This is a genomic window from Sediminibacillus dalangtanensis (assembly GCF_017792025.1).
GTDB lineage: Bacteria > Bacillota > Bacilli > Bacillales > Amphibacillaceae > Sediminibacillus > Sediminibacillus dalangtanensis.
Map to the genome: position 1 here is coordinate 1,048,516 of NZ_CP046956.1, position 18,936 is coordinate 1,067,451.

General features: G+C 43.4%; 15 protein-coding genes. 12 read left to right on the forward strand and 3 right to left on the reverse strand.

The window, feature by feature from the left end:
- The first annotated feature begins 419 nt into the window (after positions 1 to 419).
- The 5 genes from ERJ70_RS05310 (at position 420) to ERJ70_RS05330 (ending at position 3,223) form a co-directional block, all read left to right on the forward strand.
- Positions 420 to 914, forward strand: coding sequence for a GNAT family N-acetyltransferase (locus ERJ70_RS05310; RefSeq protein WP_209367694.1), 495 nt, complete (start codon positions 420 to 422; stop codon positions 912 to 914).
- Positions 915 to 1,040: 126 nt separating this feature from the next.
- Positions 1,041 to 1,571, forward strand: coding sequence for a sigma-70 family RNA polymerase sigma factor (locus ERJ70_RS05315; RefSeq protein WP_209367696.1), 531 nt, complete (start codon positions 1,041 to 1,043; stop codon positions 1,569 to 1,571).
- Between the two features lie 5 nt (positions 1,572 to 1,576).
- Positions 1,577 to 1,993, forward strand: coding sequence for a PadR family transcriptional regulator (locus ERJ70_RS05320; RefSeq protein WP_209367697.1), 417 nt, complete (start codon positions 1,577 to 1,579; stop codon positions 1,991 to 1,993).
- A complete protein-coding gene (locus ERJ70_RS05325) occupies positions 1,986 to 2,450 on the forward strand; it encodes a permease prefix domain 1-containing protein (RefSeq protein ID WP_209367699.1) in 465 nt (154 codons plus the stop codon). The genes ERJ70_RS05320 and ERJ70_RS05325 overlap by 8 nt, the downstream gene beginning before the upstream one ends.
- Positions 2,387 to 3,223, forward strand: a complete 837-nt coding sequence (locus ERJ70_RS05330; protein ID WP_245208125.1) for an FtsW/RodA/SpoVE family cell cycle protein — start codon at positions 2,387 to 2,389, stop codon at positions 3,221 to 3,223. Before ERJ70_RS05325 ends, ERJ70_RS05330 begins: the two co-directional genes overlap by 64 nt.
- 127 nt (positions 3,224 to 3,350) lie before the next feature.
- Here the strand turns inward: ERJ70_RS05330 and ERJ70_RS05335 are convergent, their stop codons facing one another.
- Positions 3,351 to 4,256, reverse strand: coding sequence for a TetR/AcrR family transcriptional regulator (locus tag ERJ70_RS05335; protein WP_209367703.1), 906 nt, complete (start codon positions 4,254 to 4,256; stop codon positions 3,351 to 3,353).
- Between the two features lie 258 nt (positions 4,257 to 4,514).
- Here ERJ70_RS05335 and ERJ70_RS05340 point away from each other — a divergent pair, with 258 nt between their 5' ends.
- Positions 4,515 to 5,939, forward strand: coding sequence for a DHA2 family efflux MFS transporter permease subunit (locus ERJ70_RS05340; protein ID WP_209367705.1), 1,425 nt, complete (start codon positions 4,515 to 4,517; stop codon positions 5,937 to 5,939).
- A gap of 394 nt (positions 5,940 to 6,333) precedes the next feature.
- Here ERJ70_RS05340 and ERJ70_RS05345 read toward each other — a convergent pair whose 3' ends face one another.
- A complete protein-coding gene (locus tag ERJ70_RS05345; protein ID WP_245208126.1) occupies positions 6,334 to 6,963 on the reverse strand; it encodes a TetR/AcrR family transcriptional regulator in 630 nt (209 codons plus the stop codon).
- Positions 6,964 to 7,104: 141 nt separating this feature from the next.
- Between ERJ70_RS05345 and ERJ70_RS05350 the strand changes: the two genes are divergently transcribed.
- Together ERJ70_RS05350 and ERJ70_RS05355 are read left to right on the forward strand one after the other, a co-directional pair.
- On the forward strand, positions 7,105 to 9,342 hold the full coding sequence (locus tag ERJ70_RS05350) for an MMPL family transporter (RefSeq protein ID WP_209367707.1): 2,238 nt from the start codon (positions 7,105 to 7,107) through the stop codon (positions 9,340 to 9,342).
- A 327-nt stretch (positions 9,343 to 9,669) separates the two neighbouring features.
- Positions 9,670 to 10,281 carry a class I SAM-dependent methyltransferase gene (locus tag ERJ70_RS05355; RefSeq protein ID WP_209367708.1) on the forward strand — a complete coding sequence of 204 codons (612 nt, stop codon included), beginning with the start codon at positions 9,670 to 9,672 and terminating at the stop codon, positions 10,279 to 10,281.
- 135 nt (positions 10,282 to 10,416) lie between these two features.
- Here the strand turns inward: ERJ70_RS05355 and ERJ70_RS05360 are convergent, their stop codons facing one another.
- On the reverse strand, positions 10,417 to 10,743 hold the full coding sequence (locus tag ERJ70_RS05360) for a four-helix bundle copper-binding protein (RefSeq protein ID WP_209367710.1): 327 nt from the start codon (positions 10,741 to 10,743) through the stop codon (positions 10,417 to 10,419).
- A gap of 305 nt (positions 10,744 to 11,048) precedes the next feature.
- Between ERJ70_RS05360 and ERJ70_RS05365 the strand changes: the two genes are divergently transcribed.
- The 4 genes from ERJ70_RS05365 to ERJ70_RS05380 all read left to right on the forward strand — a co-directional run bounded on the left by ERJ70_RS05365 (position 11,049) and on the right by ERJ70_RS05380 (position 18,838).
- Positions 11,049 to 12,986, forward strand: coding sequence for a PTS mannitol transporter subunit IICBA (locus tag ERJ70_RS05365; protein ID WP_209367711.1), 1,938 nt, complete (start codon positions 11,049 to 11,051; stop codon positions 12,984 to 12,986).
- 167 nt (positions 12,987 to 13,153) lie between these two features.
- Positions 13,154 to 15,241, forward strand: coding sequence for a BglG family transcription antiterminator (locus tag ERJ70_RS05370; RefSeq protein WP_209367713.1), 2,088 nt, complete (start codon positions 13,154 to 13,156; stop codon positions 15,239 to 15,241).
- Between the two features lie 5 nt (positions 15,242 to 15,246).
- A complete protein-coding gene (locus ERJ70_RS05375) occupies positions 15,247 to 16,389 on the forward strand; it encodes a mannitol-1-phosphate 5-dehydrogenase (protein WP_209367714.1) in 1,143 nt (380 codons plus the stop codon).
- 826 nt (positions 16,390 to 17,215) lie between these two features.
- Complete coding sequence (locus ERJ70_RS05380; RefSeq protein WP_209367715.1) at positions 17,216 to 18,838, forward strand: BCCT family transporter; 1,623 nt, start codon at positions 17,216 to 17,218, stop codon at positions 18,836 to 18,838.
- The last annotated feature ends 98 nt before the right edge of the window (positions 18,839 to 18,936 follow it).

The following is an 18,936-nucleotide window of genomic DNA, read 5'->3' on the forward strand; positions in this document are numbered from 1 at the left end:
GAAATTTGTTAGAAAGGAAGCAATAAAGAAGCTTCCTTTCCTCTATTCTTAGCACTTACGGCAGATTAGCCCTGTCCCAAAGCTGGTTACGCAAAATAAGACGGCTAGTAACAAAACGAAAAGTGCTAGAATTATAATGGAAATCAAACCAAAACATTCACCAGGTTGTTCGGGTTCTGGTTCGGGTTCTGGCTCTGGCTGCGGCGGGCAGCATGGTTGGCAAGGCGGCTGGCATATGTCTCTCCACCGTGGCTGCCAGGTAGAACAAATCATAGGTATCCTCCTTTGCTGACGTATAGTATAGAGTATGGAATTGTAATCTTGCCTGATTGGTACAATGATGGAAATTATGGTGTAATGTGTGTATAATCCTACTTTGCAAAAGTAGTCGATAGATAAAGCGAAAGGGAGATATACATATGCCAGAATTTAGTACGGAAAGATTGGAAATGCACACGTTGACAGCTGATATGATGGAAGCAGTGTTAAAAGGGGAGGCGGAGTTTGAGCGTACCGTACCGTATAAAATCGATTCCGAGTGGCCCTTGGAAGTTTATAAGAATCTTTTTCCTTATAAAATTGAGCGCTTCCGTAAGGTTCCTTCCGAAAATGAATGGGAAGGGCTGATAGTTGATAAAACAGACAACAGGATTGTCGGCGATATGGGATTTAAAGGCGGACCAAACGAAGAAGGAGTGATTGATTTAGGTTACAGCATCATTCCAAGTTGCCGAGGCAAGGGATTTGCCACCGAAATGGGAAAAGCAATGGTAGAATGGGGACTCACTCAGCCCGGGGTGAAAAAGGTGATGGCTAGTTGTGATCCCGACAATGCTCCTTCCATCCGTGTATTGGAGAAAATAGGTTTTCAACCGACGATACAAACGGATGATTCGATCTATTGGTTGTATTGAACAGCATATAAGTATTAGCCAAAAAGAGGCATTCCTTTACTGATGAAGCCTCTTTTTTGTTTATACTGAGAAAAACAAAAACCTTGCCTTTATGTTTCTCGTCTAACTACCAGGGAGGTGATCAAATTGGAAGAATACACAGCAGAAGATGTAATAGAGGATAGAGAAGAAATAATCGATCAACTCATGCAGGATTATGGCCAGGATATTTTGCAGCTTGCTTTTTCTTATGTAAAGGATAAAGGAGCTGCTGAGGATTTAACACAAGAAATCTTTATAAAATGTTACAAGAAGCTTCATACATACGATGGAAAATCGAAACTGAAAACATGGTTGTGGAGAATTGCCATTAATCATTGTAAAGATTATTTGAAGAGCTGGTACATAAGAAATGTTTTCACTGATGGATCTGACAATTTCCAGAAGAGCACCAGCCCGGATGATGTAGAAAAGACAGTTATCCAAAAAAGTGAGGATCAACAGCTTATGGGAGCCGTCATGGAACTTCCGGTGAAATACCGAGAAGTGATTTACTTGTTTTATTACGAAGACTTGCCACTGAATGAGGTATCGATTGTAACCGGGAAAAACGTCAATACGGTGAAGACACGATTAAGAAAAGCAAAAAAATTGCTGCGAAAAAAGTTGGGAGGCTGAACAATTTGGAGAAAAGGCTGAGTAAATTGAAAAACGCAATGGACAAAACGATCTTCAAGGATTTGGACTTTTCGGAACGTCACAGAAGTGCCGTGTTTCAAGTAATAGGAAAGGAAGAGAAGAAAGAGGAGGATGTATTTCGGGCTGTATTACAGCTGCTTGTCCAAGAGAAGACAGGTGTTGAACTAGCAAAACTACTCCGGGCAAGGGGAATAAAAAATTTCGAGAACAACGAAGGATTTCTTTATACCACGCTCCATCGTCTTGAGCTAAAAGGACATTTGGCTGCCAATTGGAGTGAGGAGGGAGAAAAACGGTATCAATTAAACCGGAGAGGAAAGCGCCTTTTGGCAAGAATGGAAAAGAGTGCTATTAAACAAGGTGATTTGAAGTTATGGCTGGAAGTGACAGCTAATGAATAACAACAGGAAAAGATTTCTTGAAACCGTTGTGAAAGAGATAAGATCACCGTCTGTCCGAAAAATGATAGTGACCGAGCTTGATCACCATATTGATAAAGAGAAACAACGTTTTATAACATCAGGAATGAGCGAAGAGGATGCGGAAGAAAAAGCGGTTGCTCAAATGGGGAATCCTGTTCCATTAGGGAAAGAATTGAAAAAACTGCACAGGCCCAGAGTTGATTGGTGGATAGCAGGTCTATTGATGATGGCTCTCTGTTTCGGCTTTTTACCATTGTTGGCGATGGACGAGAATTTAGGATTCGTGCCACATAAGATTATCTACACAATAGTTGGGGTAGTGATTACAGGGGGACTGATGCTGGTTGACTATTCAAAAATAGTCAAATTTCGATGGGCAAGTTACCTTGGTGGACTGTTTTTGTTAGTCTTTTTAATCCTTTTTCCAACTGCTTAGTAAACGGCTTCCCTTATGTCGAACTGGGACCGCTCGTTTTTACCATTCTGGATACGATTCCATTCTTTTTCATTAGCTGGACTGGCTTGTTAACGGATAGAAAAGCGAATGGACTTATCCTTTACATTCTCCACCTAGTTCCATATTTTCTGTTTGTGTTTATTGGAAATGTGTTGGCTACGCTCCTCTATTCATTTATCATTATAGGCATGGTTGTGTGGGCTGATATGGCTCGACTTAAAAAAATATATTTGCTCATAATCGGTGCGTCTGGACTGGTTATCAGTTTGGCCACGCGCTTAAAAACGTCTATTACAGGAGAATACACAGAGGAAACAACGTTTGTTTATTCCAATATTCAAGAAGTATTTACCCATGCCAAATGGCTGCGGATGGGAGAAGGGAATCGAACTGCAGGTGTGCCGGAAGCTCATACGGATTTAGCCCTTGTTACCATCATTCATCAGTTTGGTTGGCTGGCCGGATTATTCACTGTAATCGAGCTTATTGGACTCCTGGCAAGAATGCTGTTCATTTTCCCGCGTGTGAATGAACCGTTGGGAAAAGTACTGATTGGCGGTGGAGTAACCTTGCTTGCCTTCCAAACATTCTACAACCTGGGTATGATTTTGGGGATTTTCCCGCTTGTGGGGGTACCGTTGCCATTTATTAGTTACGGTTCTTTTCCGATTGTGCTTAATGCCATCGTGCTTGGACTCGTGCTTAGTGTTTATCGACGAAAATCGACCTTCCATGCAATCAAAGTAGAGTGAATTGGTGAAACCCGTTTGGGCAAAAGTGCCAAACGGGTTTGTGTATGCCGTTCGTGTTTGTAACTATTGGACAGTAATTACGCCTTCCTTTTTTATCCGCGACTTAAGCTTCAAAGCTTGTGTAAATTCATTCTGTCTGCTTCCCAGTGGATTTTATATATTGACTTGTTTTAGCAGCAATTTCTCTGGCTTCATTGGCAAATGGAGTATCTTCAAAAGCTTTATAGAATGGACGGAGCAGGGATTCAACGACCGCATTCCGGATATTGGCAGCAGAAAGCTCTTCAAACAAGACATCCGCCAAGTCAAGCATGTTTTTTGGTGTTTGTTTCGGCCTGGTTCTGATATCCTGTCTCAATCTTCCTAATAAGTGAAGAATGTCCCCTTTTGGTACTCGATGAATTTCAATATTATTTTTCAACATTTCCATTGCTTCCAAATCTAGAAGTGCTTTTTTTTCCTTTACCATGACCGGAAGGATTTCTTTTATATACTGAATAATCGTCCTTGCGGCTTTTACCGGATCTAGTGGGGCATCATGCGTCATTCGCCAAGTAATGGAGATATGTTGCATCATTCCGTAAAATAGGACAGCTGCTTCATAAGAGTAAGGCCGTACTTGTTCCCCGAAAACGTCGGTAAACCGTTCGGCCAGCCATTCATGTTCATGTAATCGATGCAGGGAAATCATTTTTTTCAATTCTTTGTCGCCGGAATGCAGAATTGAATTGTACACAGCAATGAGGTTTTGCTGATGATTGATGTTTAATAGAACGGATATCTGCTGGATCAACAACTCGATATCTGTAGGATCGTTACCAGCTAGCATTTCCTGCCTTTGTAAACTAGCTTCGTAACGGGCCCTATCTAAAATGACGAGTACGCACTCGTTTTTTGACGCAAAATAATTATAGAAAGTTCCTTTGGAAATACCGGCCCGCGTTAATATGTCCTGAAGCGAAGTTTGCTCGATCCCTTTCTCGATAAATAGCTGCAAGGCGCTGTCAATAACTTGCTTTTTTCGATCGCTCATATAATTCCCCCGAAATTATACCGATGGTATATTTTATAAATGCTTATATCATAGCGTTTACTAATTAATTTTTCAAATCCCTTGATTTAATTATACCACTAGTATAGAATGTCTCAAGTGACCGGAATTATGGAGAAGGAAAAAACGCTCCCTGGTGGCTCCGTTTTATTCAGTGAATCTGTCTTTGCCACTTCAGGAGTAATAATAAAGAAATTTCCTATGAACTAATACTATCTATTTTAAGAAAGAAGGAATACCATGGTTGAGAGTCAAAACGCTGCATCGTCACCGCAAAATATCAATAAAATTCCTCTGATGATCGTGCTGATTTCCGGAGCATTTGCTGCTATTTTGAATCAAACATTGTTAGCAACTGCTTTGCCGCACATAATGAGGGATTTGGATTTAAATGCAAATACTGCCCAGTGGCTGCAGTCTATTTTTATGCTGGTAAACGGAATCATGATTCCAGTTACCGCTTTTTTGATTGAACGGTTTACAACTCGTAACTTATTCTTCACCGCCATGGGGCTTTTTGGATTGGGTACAATAATATGTGCATTTGCCCCTGGTTTTTCCATTCTAATGGTCGGCAGAATCCTGCAAGCATCCGGAGCAGGGATTATCATGCCGTTGATGCAAACCATTTTGTTTTTAATATTCCCTGTAGAGCGGCGCGGAACCGCGATGGGAATGTTCGGTTTGGTTATTGCCTTTGCTCCCGCAATTGGCCCGACACTTTCCGGCTGGCTAGTAGAAAATTATCCATGGAGAAGTTTGTTTTATGTTATTTTCCCGATTATCGTGATTGATTTGATTGTTTCTTACTTCATTTTGAAAAACGTGACCGAACAAAAAAATCCACGGGTTGATGTCTTGTCGATTATCCTTTCATCACTGGGATTTGGCGGTTTATTATATGGATTCAGTACAGCCGGCAACAGTGGATGGGGAAGCTATCAGGTGGTTATCTCCATGATAGTCGGCGCGATAAGCTTATACTTCTTTATCACTCGTCAATCGAAGCTTAAACAACCGATACTCCAGTTCAAAGTATTCCAACACAAGATGTTTACCATTACCACTGCTCTTGGCATGATCGTATTTATTGCCATGATTGGCGGTGCGGTTATTCTGCCGCTGTTTATGCAGAATATGCTTGGATATACTGCCTTTGAATCGGGATTGATGCTGCTGCCTGGTGCTTTACTGATGGGAGTAATGAACCCGATTATGGGCCGGTTGTTCGACAAATTTGGTGCCAAGTGGCTGGCGATTATCGGGCTGGCAGATTTGGTCGTCACTACATTTATGTTTACGGACATGACAGGTGACACAACCTTCACTTACTTGGCTACTGTGAACGCGGCTAGAATGCTCGGTGTCGCGATGGTAATGATGCCGGTCACTACAGCTGGTCTCAATCAGCTGCCACCACACCTGATCCCGCATGGCACAGCGATGAACAACACCATGCGTCAGGTTGCCGGAGCTGTTGGTACAGCACTGTTGGTAACGGTTATGACCAATAATGTACAGCCTGAAAATGGAATCGATGGTGCTGTCCATGGGGTGAATGTTTCCTTTATCGTGGCAGGTATAATCGCGATTATCGGACTCGTTTTGTCATTCTTCATCAAAAACTCCCGTCCTTCTGTCGGAGAGGATACGGAGCAGGCTTAAATGCACTAAATTCAAAAAACCAGTCAACTGTTGTGTTGACTGGTTTTTTTGCTGTAAAGGAAATTATAAAATTAATTGACTGTGGATAATTATTGGCTGAACCAGCCACGTCCAGCTCCAGCGCCTACCCCCTCGAGGTCTTAAGCCCACCCTCTGTGTGGCAAAAAGCGCCGCGCCGAGGCTGTTCTTAAGCTTGTCGGAGGCCCAAACGATGTGGGTCATGCAGGCGTTGCCACAGGACGTGACAGCTTTAGCCTGTACTCCTTTAAACAGGCGCTTGCGCTTTTGTCCCTATCGAACAGTAGCATAGAGAGGAATGTTTTTTTTGATCTAAGTACAGCGCATCCAACAGTCTCTACATACATAAGATTAACCCTCTTGAAACCACTGGAGGTTAGACTTTCTCTGGATTTAAGCCTCTCCAGAAAAAATCAACGATTTGTTCGGCGGTTTGCGTTGTTGTCGGAAAAATGCCATTTCCGTTCCGATTTCGATAGTTGCCAACCCGCAGCAATGCTACGTAGGCATGGGCAGCAAATGTGGAATCAATACTGCTTGTTTCTTTCTTTTCTCCTGCTTCTCTAATCGCTTGTTCAATAGCTTTATATAATTGTTCCTCAGCATGCTGCATTCTGGTTATCTGTTCTTCTGACAAATTATTTTTTGTTTCGCGCATGAAACTGTCTAAGTCTATATTGAATGTGGCAGTCAAGTGTGCTTCGGCAATTTCCAGCAGGCGTTCGCGTAACGGAATATCTTTTTGTAAAATCCCTTGGGTTTGTCCATGAATCCGGGTAATTAGTTGTACGATGGTTTCTGTAAACAAGGAAGCCTTGCTTGGATAGTAATAATATATGGTAGCTTTGGTGAGGTTGGCAGCCTTGGCTACGTCGTCCACGGATACTTCCTGGTAACTATGGGCTAAAAAAAGCTCGATGGCTGCCTGGAGGATGATGTCGGTTGTCGGTTGTTTTCGGTCACTTGCGCGCGGTCTTCCCAGCGGCCGTTGGTTATTCGCGGTCAATCTCGCTCTCTCCTTATTTCCTTCTATTTCTGCAAGTATATCATACGTTTTTAATAAAGATATTTCCTGTAAATTGAAAATTAACCAACCGGTATATATAATTAATATCAGTACTTACTTTCAATCGGAGAAGGGGATGGCATGAACAATTTTACAGAATGGTTAGGCAAAGCGATAGCAGGTATGAGAACCAGATGGTTAACCGTGGTGATATGGGTTGCCCTTGTGGCAGTAGTATCGATGGTGTGGCCTCAGGTGAATAAAGAAGAAACAGGATCGAATAATCTGTTACCGGGAGATGCAATGTCGGAAGAGGCTGCCAGGCTTGCTGATGAACAGTTTCCGGATAATTCGGGTGTTCCGTTACTTGTGGTATGGTACAGAGATGGCGGATTGACAGAAGAAGATTTTTTATCTGTACAATCATTGTTCGGCAAGTTGGAAGAAAACCCGCTCGAAAATCAAAAAATGATTCCAGGATTTGGAGAAATGCCTGTGCCGGTATTGCAAGAGGCAGCCTCAGAAGATGAAATGGCACTAACGACTCCGATATTTTTTAGCGAGGAAGCTGTCACAGATGAACTGCAAGCAGCGATGGTCAGTTTGCAGCAGCGCATAAATGAGATTTCGGAGGAGCAGGTCTTTGAAAAAGACCTCGAATCTGAAGGGCTTCACGTAAGATTTACCGGCCCGGCAGGCATTCAGACGGATACCACTGCTTTGTTCAGCCAGGCGGATGTGACCTTGTTGATTGCGACTGTCTTATTGGTATTGGTATTGCTGATTGTTTTATACCGTTCTCCTATATTAGCGGTTGTTCCGCTGATAGGTGTAGGTTTTGCGTATGGTTTGGTCAGCCCGTTGCTAGGTTTCTTTGCCAGTCAGGGCTGGATTGTCGTCGATGCACAGGCAGTATCGATCATGACTGTCCTGTTATTTGGGGCTGGAACAGATTATTGTTTGTTCCTTGTTTCCCGTTACCGGGATGAACTGCAATTGGAGGCGAATAAATATAAGGCACTGCAGCTGGCGATTGCCAATTCCGGTGGGGCCATTATGATGAGTGCACTTACCACGGCGATTGGTTTGTTGACTTTATCGCTGGCGCAGTATGCTTCTTACGATCGATTTGCTGTTCCCTTCAGTCTTGCGATTGTTATTATGTGTATTGCTGTGCTAACCTTGCTTCCGGCAATTTTGGCCATTTTCGGTAGAACGGCTTTCTTCCCATTCATACCAAGAACAGAAAAGATGGCGAAAGAATTAACAGAGAAAAAAGGAAAACCAGTTCGGCAACCAAAAACGAGAAGCAAGTTCAGTAAAGCGGCAGGTCGACTGGTTACGGAGAAGCCATGGGCAATTATTATTGTCTGCCTTCTTTTCTTGGGCGGACTGGCAGCATTCGTACCAAAAATCGATTACACGTATGGCGTGCTGGATTCTTTTCCAGATGATATGCCGTCCCGGGAAGGTTTTGCTGTAATTGCTGAACACTATCCTCCCGGAGAAATTGCTCCAGTCGATATGATCGTCGAGACAGATAGCGGGATAGATGAAATGCAATCGGCTATCGCTGGAATGGACAATGTTGCGAGGGTAAGTGATCCGAGATTTGGGGAGAACAATGAGGATTTTGTTCATTACTCCGTCACGCTATCTATCGACCCTTATTCTTCTGAAGCTGTAGCCATGGTTCCGGATTTAAAGGATCGTGCAGAGGATGTACTGGAACAGGAGGGCATGGAAAATGCTGATGACCATGTATGGATTGGCGGAGAAACAGCAATTCTTTTTGACACCGAACAAATAACCAGCCGTGACCAAAATATCATTATTCCGGTCATCCTTGTTATCATCGCTATTTTGCTGCTGGTATATTTACGTTCGATTGTTGCAATGACTTATTTACTGTTGACGGTTGTTTTGTCTTTCTTTTCCGCATTGGGGCTGGGTTGGCTGTTTATCCATTACGGAATGGATGAGCCGGCGATGCAAGGGCTGATCCCGTTATACGCCTTTGTATTTCTTGTAGCACTAGGCGGTGATTACAATATTTTTATGATATCGAGTATTTGGAGAAACCGGAAACGGATGCCGTTAAAACAGGCAATTGCAGAAGGGGTAGGGGAAACCAGCAGTGTCATTACTTCCGCAGGCCTTATTTTGGCAGGAACATTTTCTGTTTTAGCTGTCATGCCGATGCAGGTGCTTGTTCAGTTTGGTGTCGTCACCGCCATCGGTGTGTTACTCGATACCTTTATCGTCAGACCGTTGCTCGTCCCCGCCATTACCACCGTGCTGGGAAAATATGCGTTCTGGCCAGGGGCTTTGTGGAAAAAAACGGATGCTCAACTCCAGAAAAAAAGAAGTTCATGGTAAAAAGAGTACCGCCAGCCAAACTGGCGGTACTTCTTTGCATGGAAGGTAAGAAAGTATGAGTTCTGATGTGATGTTGTCAGGACCTTTCCGTGGTCTTAAGCCAATCCCTGTACAGCAGAAGGAATCCACTCAGAGGTTTCTCTCAAGCTGATTGGTGGTGAGTAGAGAGATTCCTCGTTTAAAATTGTAGAGAAGTGGAGGGGTTTGCGGAAATGATGGCCAGCCTCATGTATTGAATTAATCAGATTTATTTGTAACGATAGATAACATTTTTTAATGATTGTTTGATAACAATGGCGTATATTAGGTACAAGAGGTGAAGGGGAAATGGGAAAATGGTTTCCAACAGTCTATGATTTTTTCATGAAACCTTTGGAGAAACATAGGTTTAAGGATATTCGAAGCAATCTTATAGCAAAAGCAAAAGGAAGAGTTCTAGAGATTGGTTCCGGCTCAGGAATCAATTTACCACACTATCAGCACTGTGTTGAACAAGTGACGGCTATAGATCCCAATGAACAGATGTTGCAGCGTTCTGCTAAATTTGTGCGGCAGGGAAAAGTGCAAGTCCAACTTATAAAGGCAGAGGCGGAGAAACTTCCCTTCGCAGACAATACATTTGATACGGTAGTAGCAACGCTGGTATTTTGTACGGTTGCGGATCCACAAAAAGCCATTTTAGAAATAAAAAGAGTCAGCAAACCCGGAGCAAGGATACTCTTATTCGAGCATGTTAAAGTACATCATCCGTTTTGGGCGAAGATCCAAGATATACTAACACCGGCTTGGAAAAAAGTATGTGACGGCTGCCATTTAAACCGGAACACACTTGATTATATAAAACAAGCGGATTTATCTGTCCTTGAATTTAAAAATTACTACAAAGGAATATTTATAACGGTAGATTGTTCATACCAGCCAGAAGTGAATAAGAAATAGGTGTCACCCAGCCTAAATGATTCAAACACAAGCAAATTAGTGAAGTGAAGTTGTTTAGAAGGGCTAATATGTTTATATAGTAGAAAAAAGTCTCCGGAATAATTCCGGAGACTTTTTTAGGAGTTCCTTACTAAATTAAGCAACTTTACGGCAAGCATCTGCACACTTCATGCAGATATCCGCACATTTCTGGCAATGTTCTTGTTCGTGCTTTTTACATTCATTTCCACAGTCTTCGCAAATTTTTGCACATACAGAAGCAAGTTCCGCTACATATGGTGTACCACGCGTAATTGCTTGAGCCAGGTAACCGCAAATATCCGCGCATTCACGATCAAGGCGAATGCATGGTGCCATCATTTTCACGTCGTCTTCCTCTAGACAGGCATCATAACAGTGGTTGCACTGTACCATACAGTCATGTAAAGTGTTGAGAAGCTCTTGATATTTTTCGTGTGCCATTTTATCGTCCCTCCATTAAGTATATTACATATAATCATCTTCCCCGTTTGAAGCCAGATTAAACCGATAGTTATCTGACAAGGAATATGCGAGGGAATCTGATGCTTAAACCCTCGCAATGGATAACGAATGAACTTGGTGGACAAGTACACAATAATGCCATAGGTCATTATGCATAGGAGAAACATTACCTTTGTCTTATTGACTGCGACAAAGGTAATGTTAGTGTTTCTTGAATGGCGTTTACATGTGACTTATGATGATAACGTCTGATATTATCTTATTTTATTGAAAGGAAGTATAATATGGCTCAATCATCTGTAAAAGTTGCAATACAGAAGTTTGGTAATTTCCTTAGTTCCATGGTATTACCCAACATTGGTGCTTTTATTGCCTGGGGTTTGATTACGGCATTGTTTATTCCGGATGGAATCATTCCGAATGAAGAGCTTGCCAAGTTAGTTGACCCGATGGTTAAGTACTTATTGCCGCTGTTAATCGGTTATACTGGCGGTAAATTGATTCACGATCAACGCGGAGGGGTGGTCGGCGCGATTGCCACCATCGGTGTGATTGTCGGAGCTCCCGATACGCCAATGTTCCTTGGCGCGATGATCATGGGTCCTCTTGGGGGATATGTGATCAAAAAATTTGATCAGTTAATCGAAGGGAAAATCAGAACCGGTTTCGAAATGCTTGTCAATAACTTTTCTGCCGGTATTCTTGGTGGATTGCTTGCAATCCTGTCTTTCCTTGCGATCGGCCCGGCTGTAGACGGATTCACGCAAGTGTTGGTTGTAGGTGTCGACTGGTTAGTAGGCGCGGGCTTATTGCCATTGACAAGTATCCTGATCGAACCGGCAAAAATCCTGTTCCTGAACAATGCAATCAACCACGGGGTGTTGTCTCCGATTGGCCTTGAGCAGGTACAGAATGCAGGGAAGTCTGTGTTATTCCTGCTAGAAGCCAACCCGGGACCAGGTCTGGGTGTCTTGTTAGCCTTCTCTCTCTTCGGAAAAGGTTCTGCTAAACAATCTGCTCCAGGAGCAGGAATCATTCACTTCTTGGGCGGTATCCATGAAATTTATTTCCCATATGTATTGATGAAACCTATGTTGTTCATCGCTGTTATTCTTGGCGGAATGAGCGGCGTATTTACGTTGGTACTGTTGGGCGGAGGCCTTGTGGCTCCTTCCTCGCCGGGAAGTATTATTGCTATTACAGCTGTCACTCCACCACAGGCAATGTCTTATGTCGCCAACTATGCGGGTGTGATAGTGGCTGCGGTAGTTTCATTTGTTGTTTCGGCAATTGTGCTTAAATCCGGAAAGCAGTCAGAAGAAGATATTGATCAAGCAACCAAAAAGATGGAAGAAATGAAAGGAAAGAAAAGCTCTGTTGCAGGCTCTGTATCTTCGGGAGCTGCAGAAAACACAGCGGAACATGGTGTGATGCCTGAAGAGGTAGACAAAATCGTATTCGCCTGTGATGCCGGCATGGGTTCGAGCGCCATGGGAGCTTCCTTGCTGCGTAAAAAGGTAAAGGAAGCTGATCTCGATGTGGCGGTGACGAATACGTCGATCAGCAACCTGCCGAGTGACGCGCAAATCGTCATTACACAGGAAGAGCTGACACCACGTGCTCAAAACAAGCTGCCGAACGCTTACCATATTTCGGTGGATAACTTCTTATCCAGCCCTGAATATGACAAGCTGATTGACAGCTTACAAAGCGGGGTATCAGAAGAACTGGCTGAACTTACGGAAGATTCTCAGGAAGAGGTAACAGAACCAGATCCGGGAAAAGCAGATGATGATGATGACTTGCTTCTCGAAGAGAACATTTTTATCGGCCAGGAATTTGACTCGAAAGAGGACGCAATTCGCTTTGCTGGGGAAGCATTGGTGAAAGCGGGCTATGTAGAAGAAAGCTATGTTGATGCCATGATTGAACGGGATAACATAACATCCACATACATGGGGAACAATGTAGCGATTCCACACGGCACGGAAGATGCAAAAAAAGCGGTGCTCAAATCTGGTTTCACAGTTGTACAGGTACCGAATGGTGTCGATTTTGACGGAGAAGAAACAAAATTGATTTTCGGAATCGCAGGAAAAGACGGTACCCACTTGGAAATCCTTTCAGGAATTGCAGTCATTTGTTCGGAAATGGAAAATATCGAACAGATGGTCCAGGCAAAAACAGCGAAAGAACTGAAGGACATCATCAACAGTAAATAAGTGCAGCATAGAGGAGAAAGGCGGGGGTATTCCTGCCTTTCTGTTCTACTTTCAGCCCAAAAACTGGAATGAGGAACAAGAAGAGGTTCGCAAGCATTTTCTTGTTTTCCTGTATAGATGGACCAAGTACTTAGAAGAACATTTTAATGTAGAAATGAGTGGGTAATATGTTTATTACATCACGAGAAAAATCCATCATCAATCTGATTGTTAGAACCTCAGGAAAGCATACCGCACAATCTTTGGCTGCGTTTCTCAATGTAAGCGTAAGGACGATTCAGCGTGATTTGAAATCAGTAGAAAAATCATTGCGACAATTTCAGTTGGGATTGACCAGAACGTCGAGTGATGGGCTCGTCATCGCTGGAAAAAATGAGCATATTTACCGTCTGATGCAGCACCTTTCCAGTCTGAATCCGACAGATGAAACGCCGGAGGAGCGAAAACTTTACCTGTTGATCACTTTGCTGCAGGATGGGCCGTCTTTTAAGACGCAGGTGCTGGCAAAACAGCTAGGCGTCAGCACGGCGACTTTGAGTGCTTATTTGGATGATTTGGCTGCCTGGCTGGAGAAATTCCGGGTGAGGCTTTCGAGGAAACGTGGAGTAGGCGTGGAATTGAACGCACAGGAGTCCGACAAAAGGAAGGCTCTGGCCGGCTACTTTTCCGTGCATTTCCATGAAGAGCTGATCGAGCAATTATACTTGCTGCAAAAAGGGAATCAGGTAGAGGGACCTGTGTTGAGTTACTTTTCCCCACAATATCTATTGGAAATAGATACGTTGGTTAGCCGAACGATCAATAAGGGACAATCCAGACTTGCCGACAGCGATTACATCGGTTTGGTTATTCATATTTGTATCACCATGCAGCGATCGGAAAATCAATATCTATTGGAGGAAAATGACCAATCTGTGGACAAATCCTCCATGGAGTACCAGGGAATGAAGCAAATATGCGAAGAGTTGAAACAGAAGTATGGGGTGCCTCTTACGGAAAAGGATGTGCTATTTCTGTCGGTTATTTTAAAGGGGTCCAAGCTACAGGCTGCTGATGCCATTGAATACGACAGCATCATGCTGGGCAGGTTGATCAAAAATGTCATTGCGGATGTTTCCAAACAGCTCCATGTCCATTTGGCGGATGACTTCTCGCTATTTCAGGGTCTGCTCGCGCATATGGAGCCTTCTTTGTTTCGCCTGCAACAAGAAATGGAATTATTCAACCCTTTGACCGAAGATATAAAGCGGAAATACCCGGTATTGTTCATGGCTGTCAAAAAAAGTTTGGAAGATAACTTTGAAGATGTCCGGTTTCCGGATGAAGAAGTAGCTTTTATCGTACTTCATTTTGGCTCGGCAATGTTGATGAATGAGGAGAAGACATCGATACAAGCGGTGGTTGTCTGTCCGACGGGGATAGGTGCTTCGAAAATGCTAGCGAGTCGTATTCAGCAGGAAATCCCGGAAATTGAAAAAGTAGATATATTATCGATCAACGACTTTCAACATGCGGATCTGGATTCGTTTGATATCGTCATTTCTACCGTGCGGCTGCCTTTTACAGAATTTGATTACATCCTGGTGAGCCCTTTGCTCAGCGAAGAAGACACGGAAGCGATCCATGATTTTTTACAACGAAATCTGGAAAAAATGACAAGCAAAAAACACTATCTGCGACCAGCGGAAGAAAATGGATCTGTAAACCATTCAGAGCAACCGGCAATTCATGATTTGTTGAAGGAAATCAAGGAGGTCCACTCCAGCATAGAAGGAATTCTTGCTAATCTTCGGGTTTACCGCCAGCAGCAATCGACTGATCACCGGGAAGTATTGTGGAAAATGGTCGAACAAGCTGAGGACGACAACCTGCTGGAGGATTCGAAAAAAATCGTGAAAGAGCTTGAGGAACGTGAAAAAAGAGGCGGCTTAGGGATTCCGGGGACGAACATGGGCTTGTACCATTGTCGGGATGATCATATTCAAGAATTGATTTTTCAAATATCTCATCTAGAGCAGCCTTGTACCATTAAAGGAATGGATGGTCAGGAAGTGCAAATGAAAAACTTGTTGTTAATGCTTGCACCCGATAGCATGAGCCCTCGTGAGCAGGAAGTCCTTAGCCTGATTAGCACGAGTATAATTGAAAATGATGTCGCTATGATGATTTTTTCATCATCAAACGAAGCCATGATTCGCAAAAAATTGGAGGACCTGTTTTTGGATTACCTTCAAAATAACTTGATAAAGGAATGATGACGTTGAAACAAACCGTTCACTTTGGTGCAGGAAATATCGGGCGTGGTTTTATCGGTGGTTTATTCGCCGAGTCTGGTTACCATGTTACTTTTGTCGATATTGCTGACCAAATCATTGATAAATTGAATGAACAAAAAAGCTATCAGGTTAAATTGGCTACCGAGCAGGAACAAACGACCACAATTGAAAATGTATCCGGCCTAAACAATATGAAGCAGGAAGAGGAAGTGATCGAAGCGATCAAGGGTGCCGTATATCTGACCACGGCAATCGGACCGAACATTCTACCGCGGATTGCTCCGTTGATTGCCCGTGGGTTATCAGAGCGTGTCTATGAAACGGATGAACCCCTCTATGTCATTGCTTGTGAAAACCAAATCTCTGCTACTGATATCTTGAAAAAACATATCTTGGACAATCTGGATGAGGACACCAAAGAAAGACTGGAAGGCAGGGTGTTTTTCTTCAACTCTGCAGTCGACAGAATTGTTCCTATCCAGGAAGATCCAGAGTCGCTTGATGTTCTGGTCGAGCCATACTTTGAATGGGTAGTCGAAACAAAACAAACTATCCCGCCAATTGAAGGAATGACGGTCGTTGAGGAGCTGGCACCTTTTATTGAGCGTAAACTATTCACTGTAAATACAGGTCATGCAGTGATTGCTTACTTTGGTTATCTTGCTGGAAAGAGTACAATTGATAAAACATTGGCAGACGAGACGATTGCTAAGCAAGTACAAGAAACCTTGAAAGAAACCGGTGCCTATCTCGTGAGGCAGTATGGACTGAATGAAGAAGAACATCTCGCCTATATCCAAAAAAACATCGAGCGCTTTAAAAATCCGTACCTGAACGATGCTGTTACCAGAGTGGGCCGTGCTCCGATGCGTAAGCTAGGACCAGAGGACAGGCTGATCCGCCCGGCAACAGAGGCCCAGAAAGCGGGATTGTCGTTCACAAATTTAGCGAAGGCGATCGCAGCAGCACTGCTTTTTGACTACGAAGAAGATGAAGAAGCCGTGAAAATTCAGGAAATGCTCAAGGAGCATGGACCGGCATATGTGCTGAAAGAAGTGAGTGGCCTGGATGAAGGCAGTGAAATCAGCAAAAAAGTAATCGAGCAATACCATGCATTGAAACAATAAAATTCAGTTATGATGAAAACGCCTGGAGGAATGCCTTCAGGCGTTTTTGTTAGCTTTTTTTATGTAGGGTCGTAATAAATATAAACTACGACATAGCTTGAATGCGTCTTCCTAACTTCCTACTTTTATTGAGTTGGAGTTCGGCGCTGCGGAAATATCCTGCGCTTTCCGCGGGCGGCTGGTGAGCTTCCTCGAGCTAACGCTCTGCAGGATCTCACCGAGGCCTTTCCTCCCGCAGGAGTCTCCGGGTATTTCCTTCGCTTGGACCAGCTTCCTGTTTCTAACGGAGAGTATTTTCCATTCTCACTTTTAAATGTATTTTCTTCATCCACTAAACATTGATTGTGTGAGTCAGCAATCTGTCAGAGATAGGAACTGTTTTCGTTTTTCGGAGGCTTCATTAAGGTTTTGACTCTGCAGAATATTATCCACAGACACAATGTATAAGGGATAAGTTCTTCTATGGAGAGATTCGTTACCAAGCTGCGAGAAAATGCGAGACTCCTGTGGGAATGGAACAGTCTGAAGACCCCGCAGCTGGCGTTTTTCCAGCGAGGAGGCTGAAGCGTTCCCCACGGAAAGCGAGTGTTTTTCCGCAGCGTTGGATTAGCACTCATTCTGTTAAGACTAGGAGGAAGAGACATCAGGGTTATGTCGCAGTTTCTAACCAATACGAAATATTAACAGTGGAAGGGTAATTATTTTGTCATTGAACGGTTAATGACGGGCGGACCGGATAAAAATACGTTTTTAAACAAAACTAACAGATAGAAGGTTTCATATTCCTATTTACAATTCCTCATAACTTTCAGGAAAGGAAGATAACATGAAAAATCGCTTAATTGATTGGCCGACTTTTATTGGAGCTTTAATAATATTGCTGGCAGTTACCATCCCGCTAGTCTTGTTTCCTGAACAGGGAGAAGCATTTGTCCTGGCGGCCAATGATTTTGTCACCCAAAACTTCGGCGTTGTTTATTTGCTCGTCGGCTTTGTTTTGTTTTTCTTTCTGATATACGTGGCGTTTAGCGTGAACGGACACATAAAACTGGGCGAAAAAGACGAAAAGCCAGAGTTTAACACTTTTTCCTGGGCGGCTATGTTGTTTTGTGCCGGAATTGGTTCCAGTATTTTGTACTGGGGAACGATTGAATGGGCGTACTATTATCAGGCTCCACCCTTTGGGATTGAAACAGGTTCCAAAGAGGCAATCCAGTGGGCCAGTTCTTACGGAATATTCCATTGGGGGCCGATTGCCTGGGCGATTTATACTCTTCCGGCATTGCCGATGGCTTACTTTTATTACGTCCGGAAGAAACCGGTGTTAAAAATAAGTGAAGCTTGCCGGCCATTGATCGGGCGGCTGACTGATGGTCCTGTCGGTAAACTAATCGATATTTTGTTTATGTTCGGATTGATGGGCGGGGCAGGTACTACACTTGCCCTTGGAGCACCGATGATTGCGGAGGGTGTTTCCCGGCTGACGGGCCTGCCCGCGAATATGACCATGCAGACGATTATCCTGATTTTGTGTACGACGATTTTCGCTATCAGCGCTTATTCGGGGCTGCGGAAGGGTATCAAAGTGCTCAGTGATTTGAATCTTTGGCTGGCTATCTTTTTGCTGGCATTCATTTTTGTATTCGGCCCGACTACCTTCATTGCTGAGACGACGACCAATAGTATCGGCTTGATCTTGGATAATTTTTTTCATATGAGCACGTGGACAGAACCATTCAATAATTTAGGGCCGTTCGAACGTACAGGTTTTCCAGAAGGATGGACGGTATTCTATTGGGCATGGTGGCTTGTATATGCCCCATTTGTTGGCTTGTTTGTCGCGAAAATTTCCCGTGGCCGGACGATTCGCCAAATGGTTCTTGGAACGATTATTTATGGTTCGCTTGGTAGTTTATTGTTTTTTGGTATCATGGGGAACTTCGGACTGTATATGCAGCTTACCGGTCAGTTCGATGTAGTTAGTGTGTTGAATGACCAAGGTGCACCTTATGCGATTATCAGCATAATCAATCAACTGCCATGGGCGCCTTTGATTATCCTTGTTTTTACCGTCTTGGCGATTATCTTTCTAGCAACCACGTTTGATTCAAGCTCCTATATTCTTGCTTCTGTTGTCCAGTCGGAAGTGGAGGATGAACCATTACGCTGGAATCGTTTGTTTTGGGCATTCACCCTATGTTTGATGCCGTTGGTGCTGATGTTTATCGGTGGGTTGTCGACGTTACAGACAGCAAGCATTGTCGGTGGTTTTCCGTTATTGTTTATCATGCTTATGTTGGCATGGTCGTTCATGAAAGCATCCACCGATGACTTGAAGGCATCCGAACACTATAAACCGAAAACAATCAATCTTGACTCCAAAAAGATATTGCAGCGGTTGAGGCGAAAGAGGAAAAGGCAGGAAAAGCCTGATGAACCAGAAAGCTGATCGGAGTTTGCTAGTGAAGGATAAACGTTCCAATATGCCCTTTAGTTCTCTTCTTCATAATCCCTCCTATCCATCCGATATTAAATAAGAAGGAAATA

What these genes read in the sequence shown, in the direction of transcription:
- ERJ70_RS05310 (WP_209367694.1), top strand. Translation starts at nt 420, where the DNA reads ATGCCAGAATTTAGTACGGAAAGATTGGAAATGCACACGTTGACAGCT.
- ERJ70_RS05325 (WP_209367699.1), top strand. Translation starts at nt 1,986, where the DNA reads ATGAATAACAACAGGAAAAGATTTCTTGAAACCGTTGTGAAAGAGATA.
- ERJ70_RS05330 (WP_245208125.1), top strand. Translation starts at nt 2,387, where the DNA reads ATGGGCAAGTTACCTTGGTGGACTGTTTTTGTTAGTCTTTTTAATCCT.
- ERJ70_RS05335 (WP_209367703.1), bottom strand. Translation starts at nt 4,256, where the DNA reads ATGAGCGATCGAAAAAAGCAAGTTATTGACAGCGCCTTGCAGCTATTT.
- ERJ70_RS05340 (WP_209367705.1), top strand. Translation starts at nt 4,515, where the DNA reads ATGGTTGAGAGTCAAAACGCTGCATCGTCACCGCAAAATATCAATAAA.
- ERJ70_RS05350 (WP_209367707.1), top strand. Translation starts at nt 7,105, where the DNA reads ATGAACAATTTTACAGAATGGTTAGGCAAAGCGATAGCAGGTATGAGA.
- ERJ70_RS05355 (WP_209367708.1), top strand. Translation starts at nt 9,670, where the DNA reads ATGGGAAAATGGTTTCCAACAGTCTATGATTTTTTCATGAAACCTTTG.
- ERJ70_RS05360 (WP_209367710.1), bottom strand. Translation starts at nt 10,743, where the DNA reads ATGGCACACGAAAAATATCAAGAGCTTCTCAACACTTTACATGACTGT.
- ERJ70_RS05365 (WP_209367711.1), top strand. Translation starts at nt 11,049, where the DNA reads ATGGCTCAATCATCTGTAAAAGTTGCAATACAGAAGTTTGGTAATTTC.
- ERJ70_RS05370 (WP_209367713.1), top strand. Translation starts at nt 13,154, where the DNA reads ATGTTTATTACATCACGAGAAAAATCCATCATCAATCTGATTGTTAGA.
- ERJ70_RS05380 (WP_209367715.1), top strand. Translation starts at nt 17,216, where the DNA reads ATGAAAAATCGCTTAATTGATTGGCCGACTTTTATTGGAGCTTTAATA.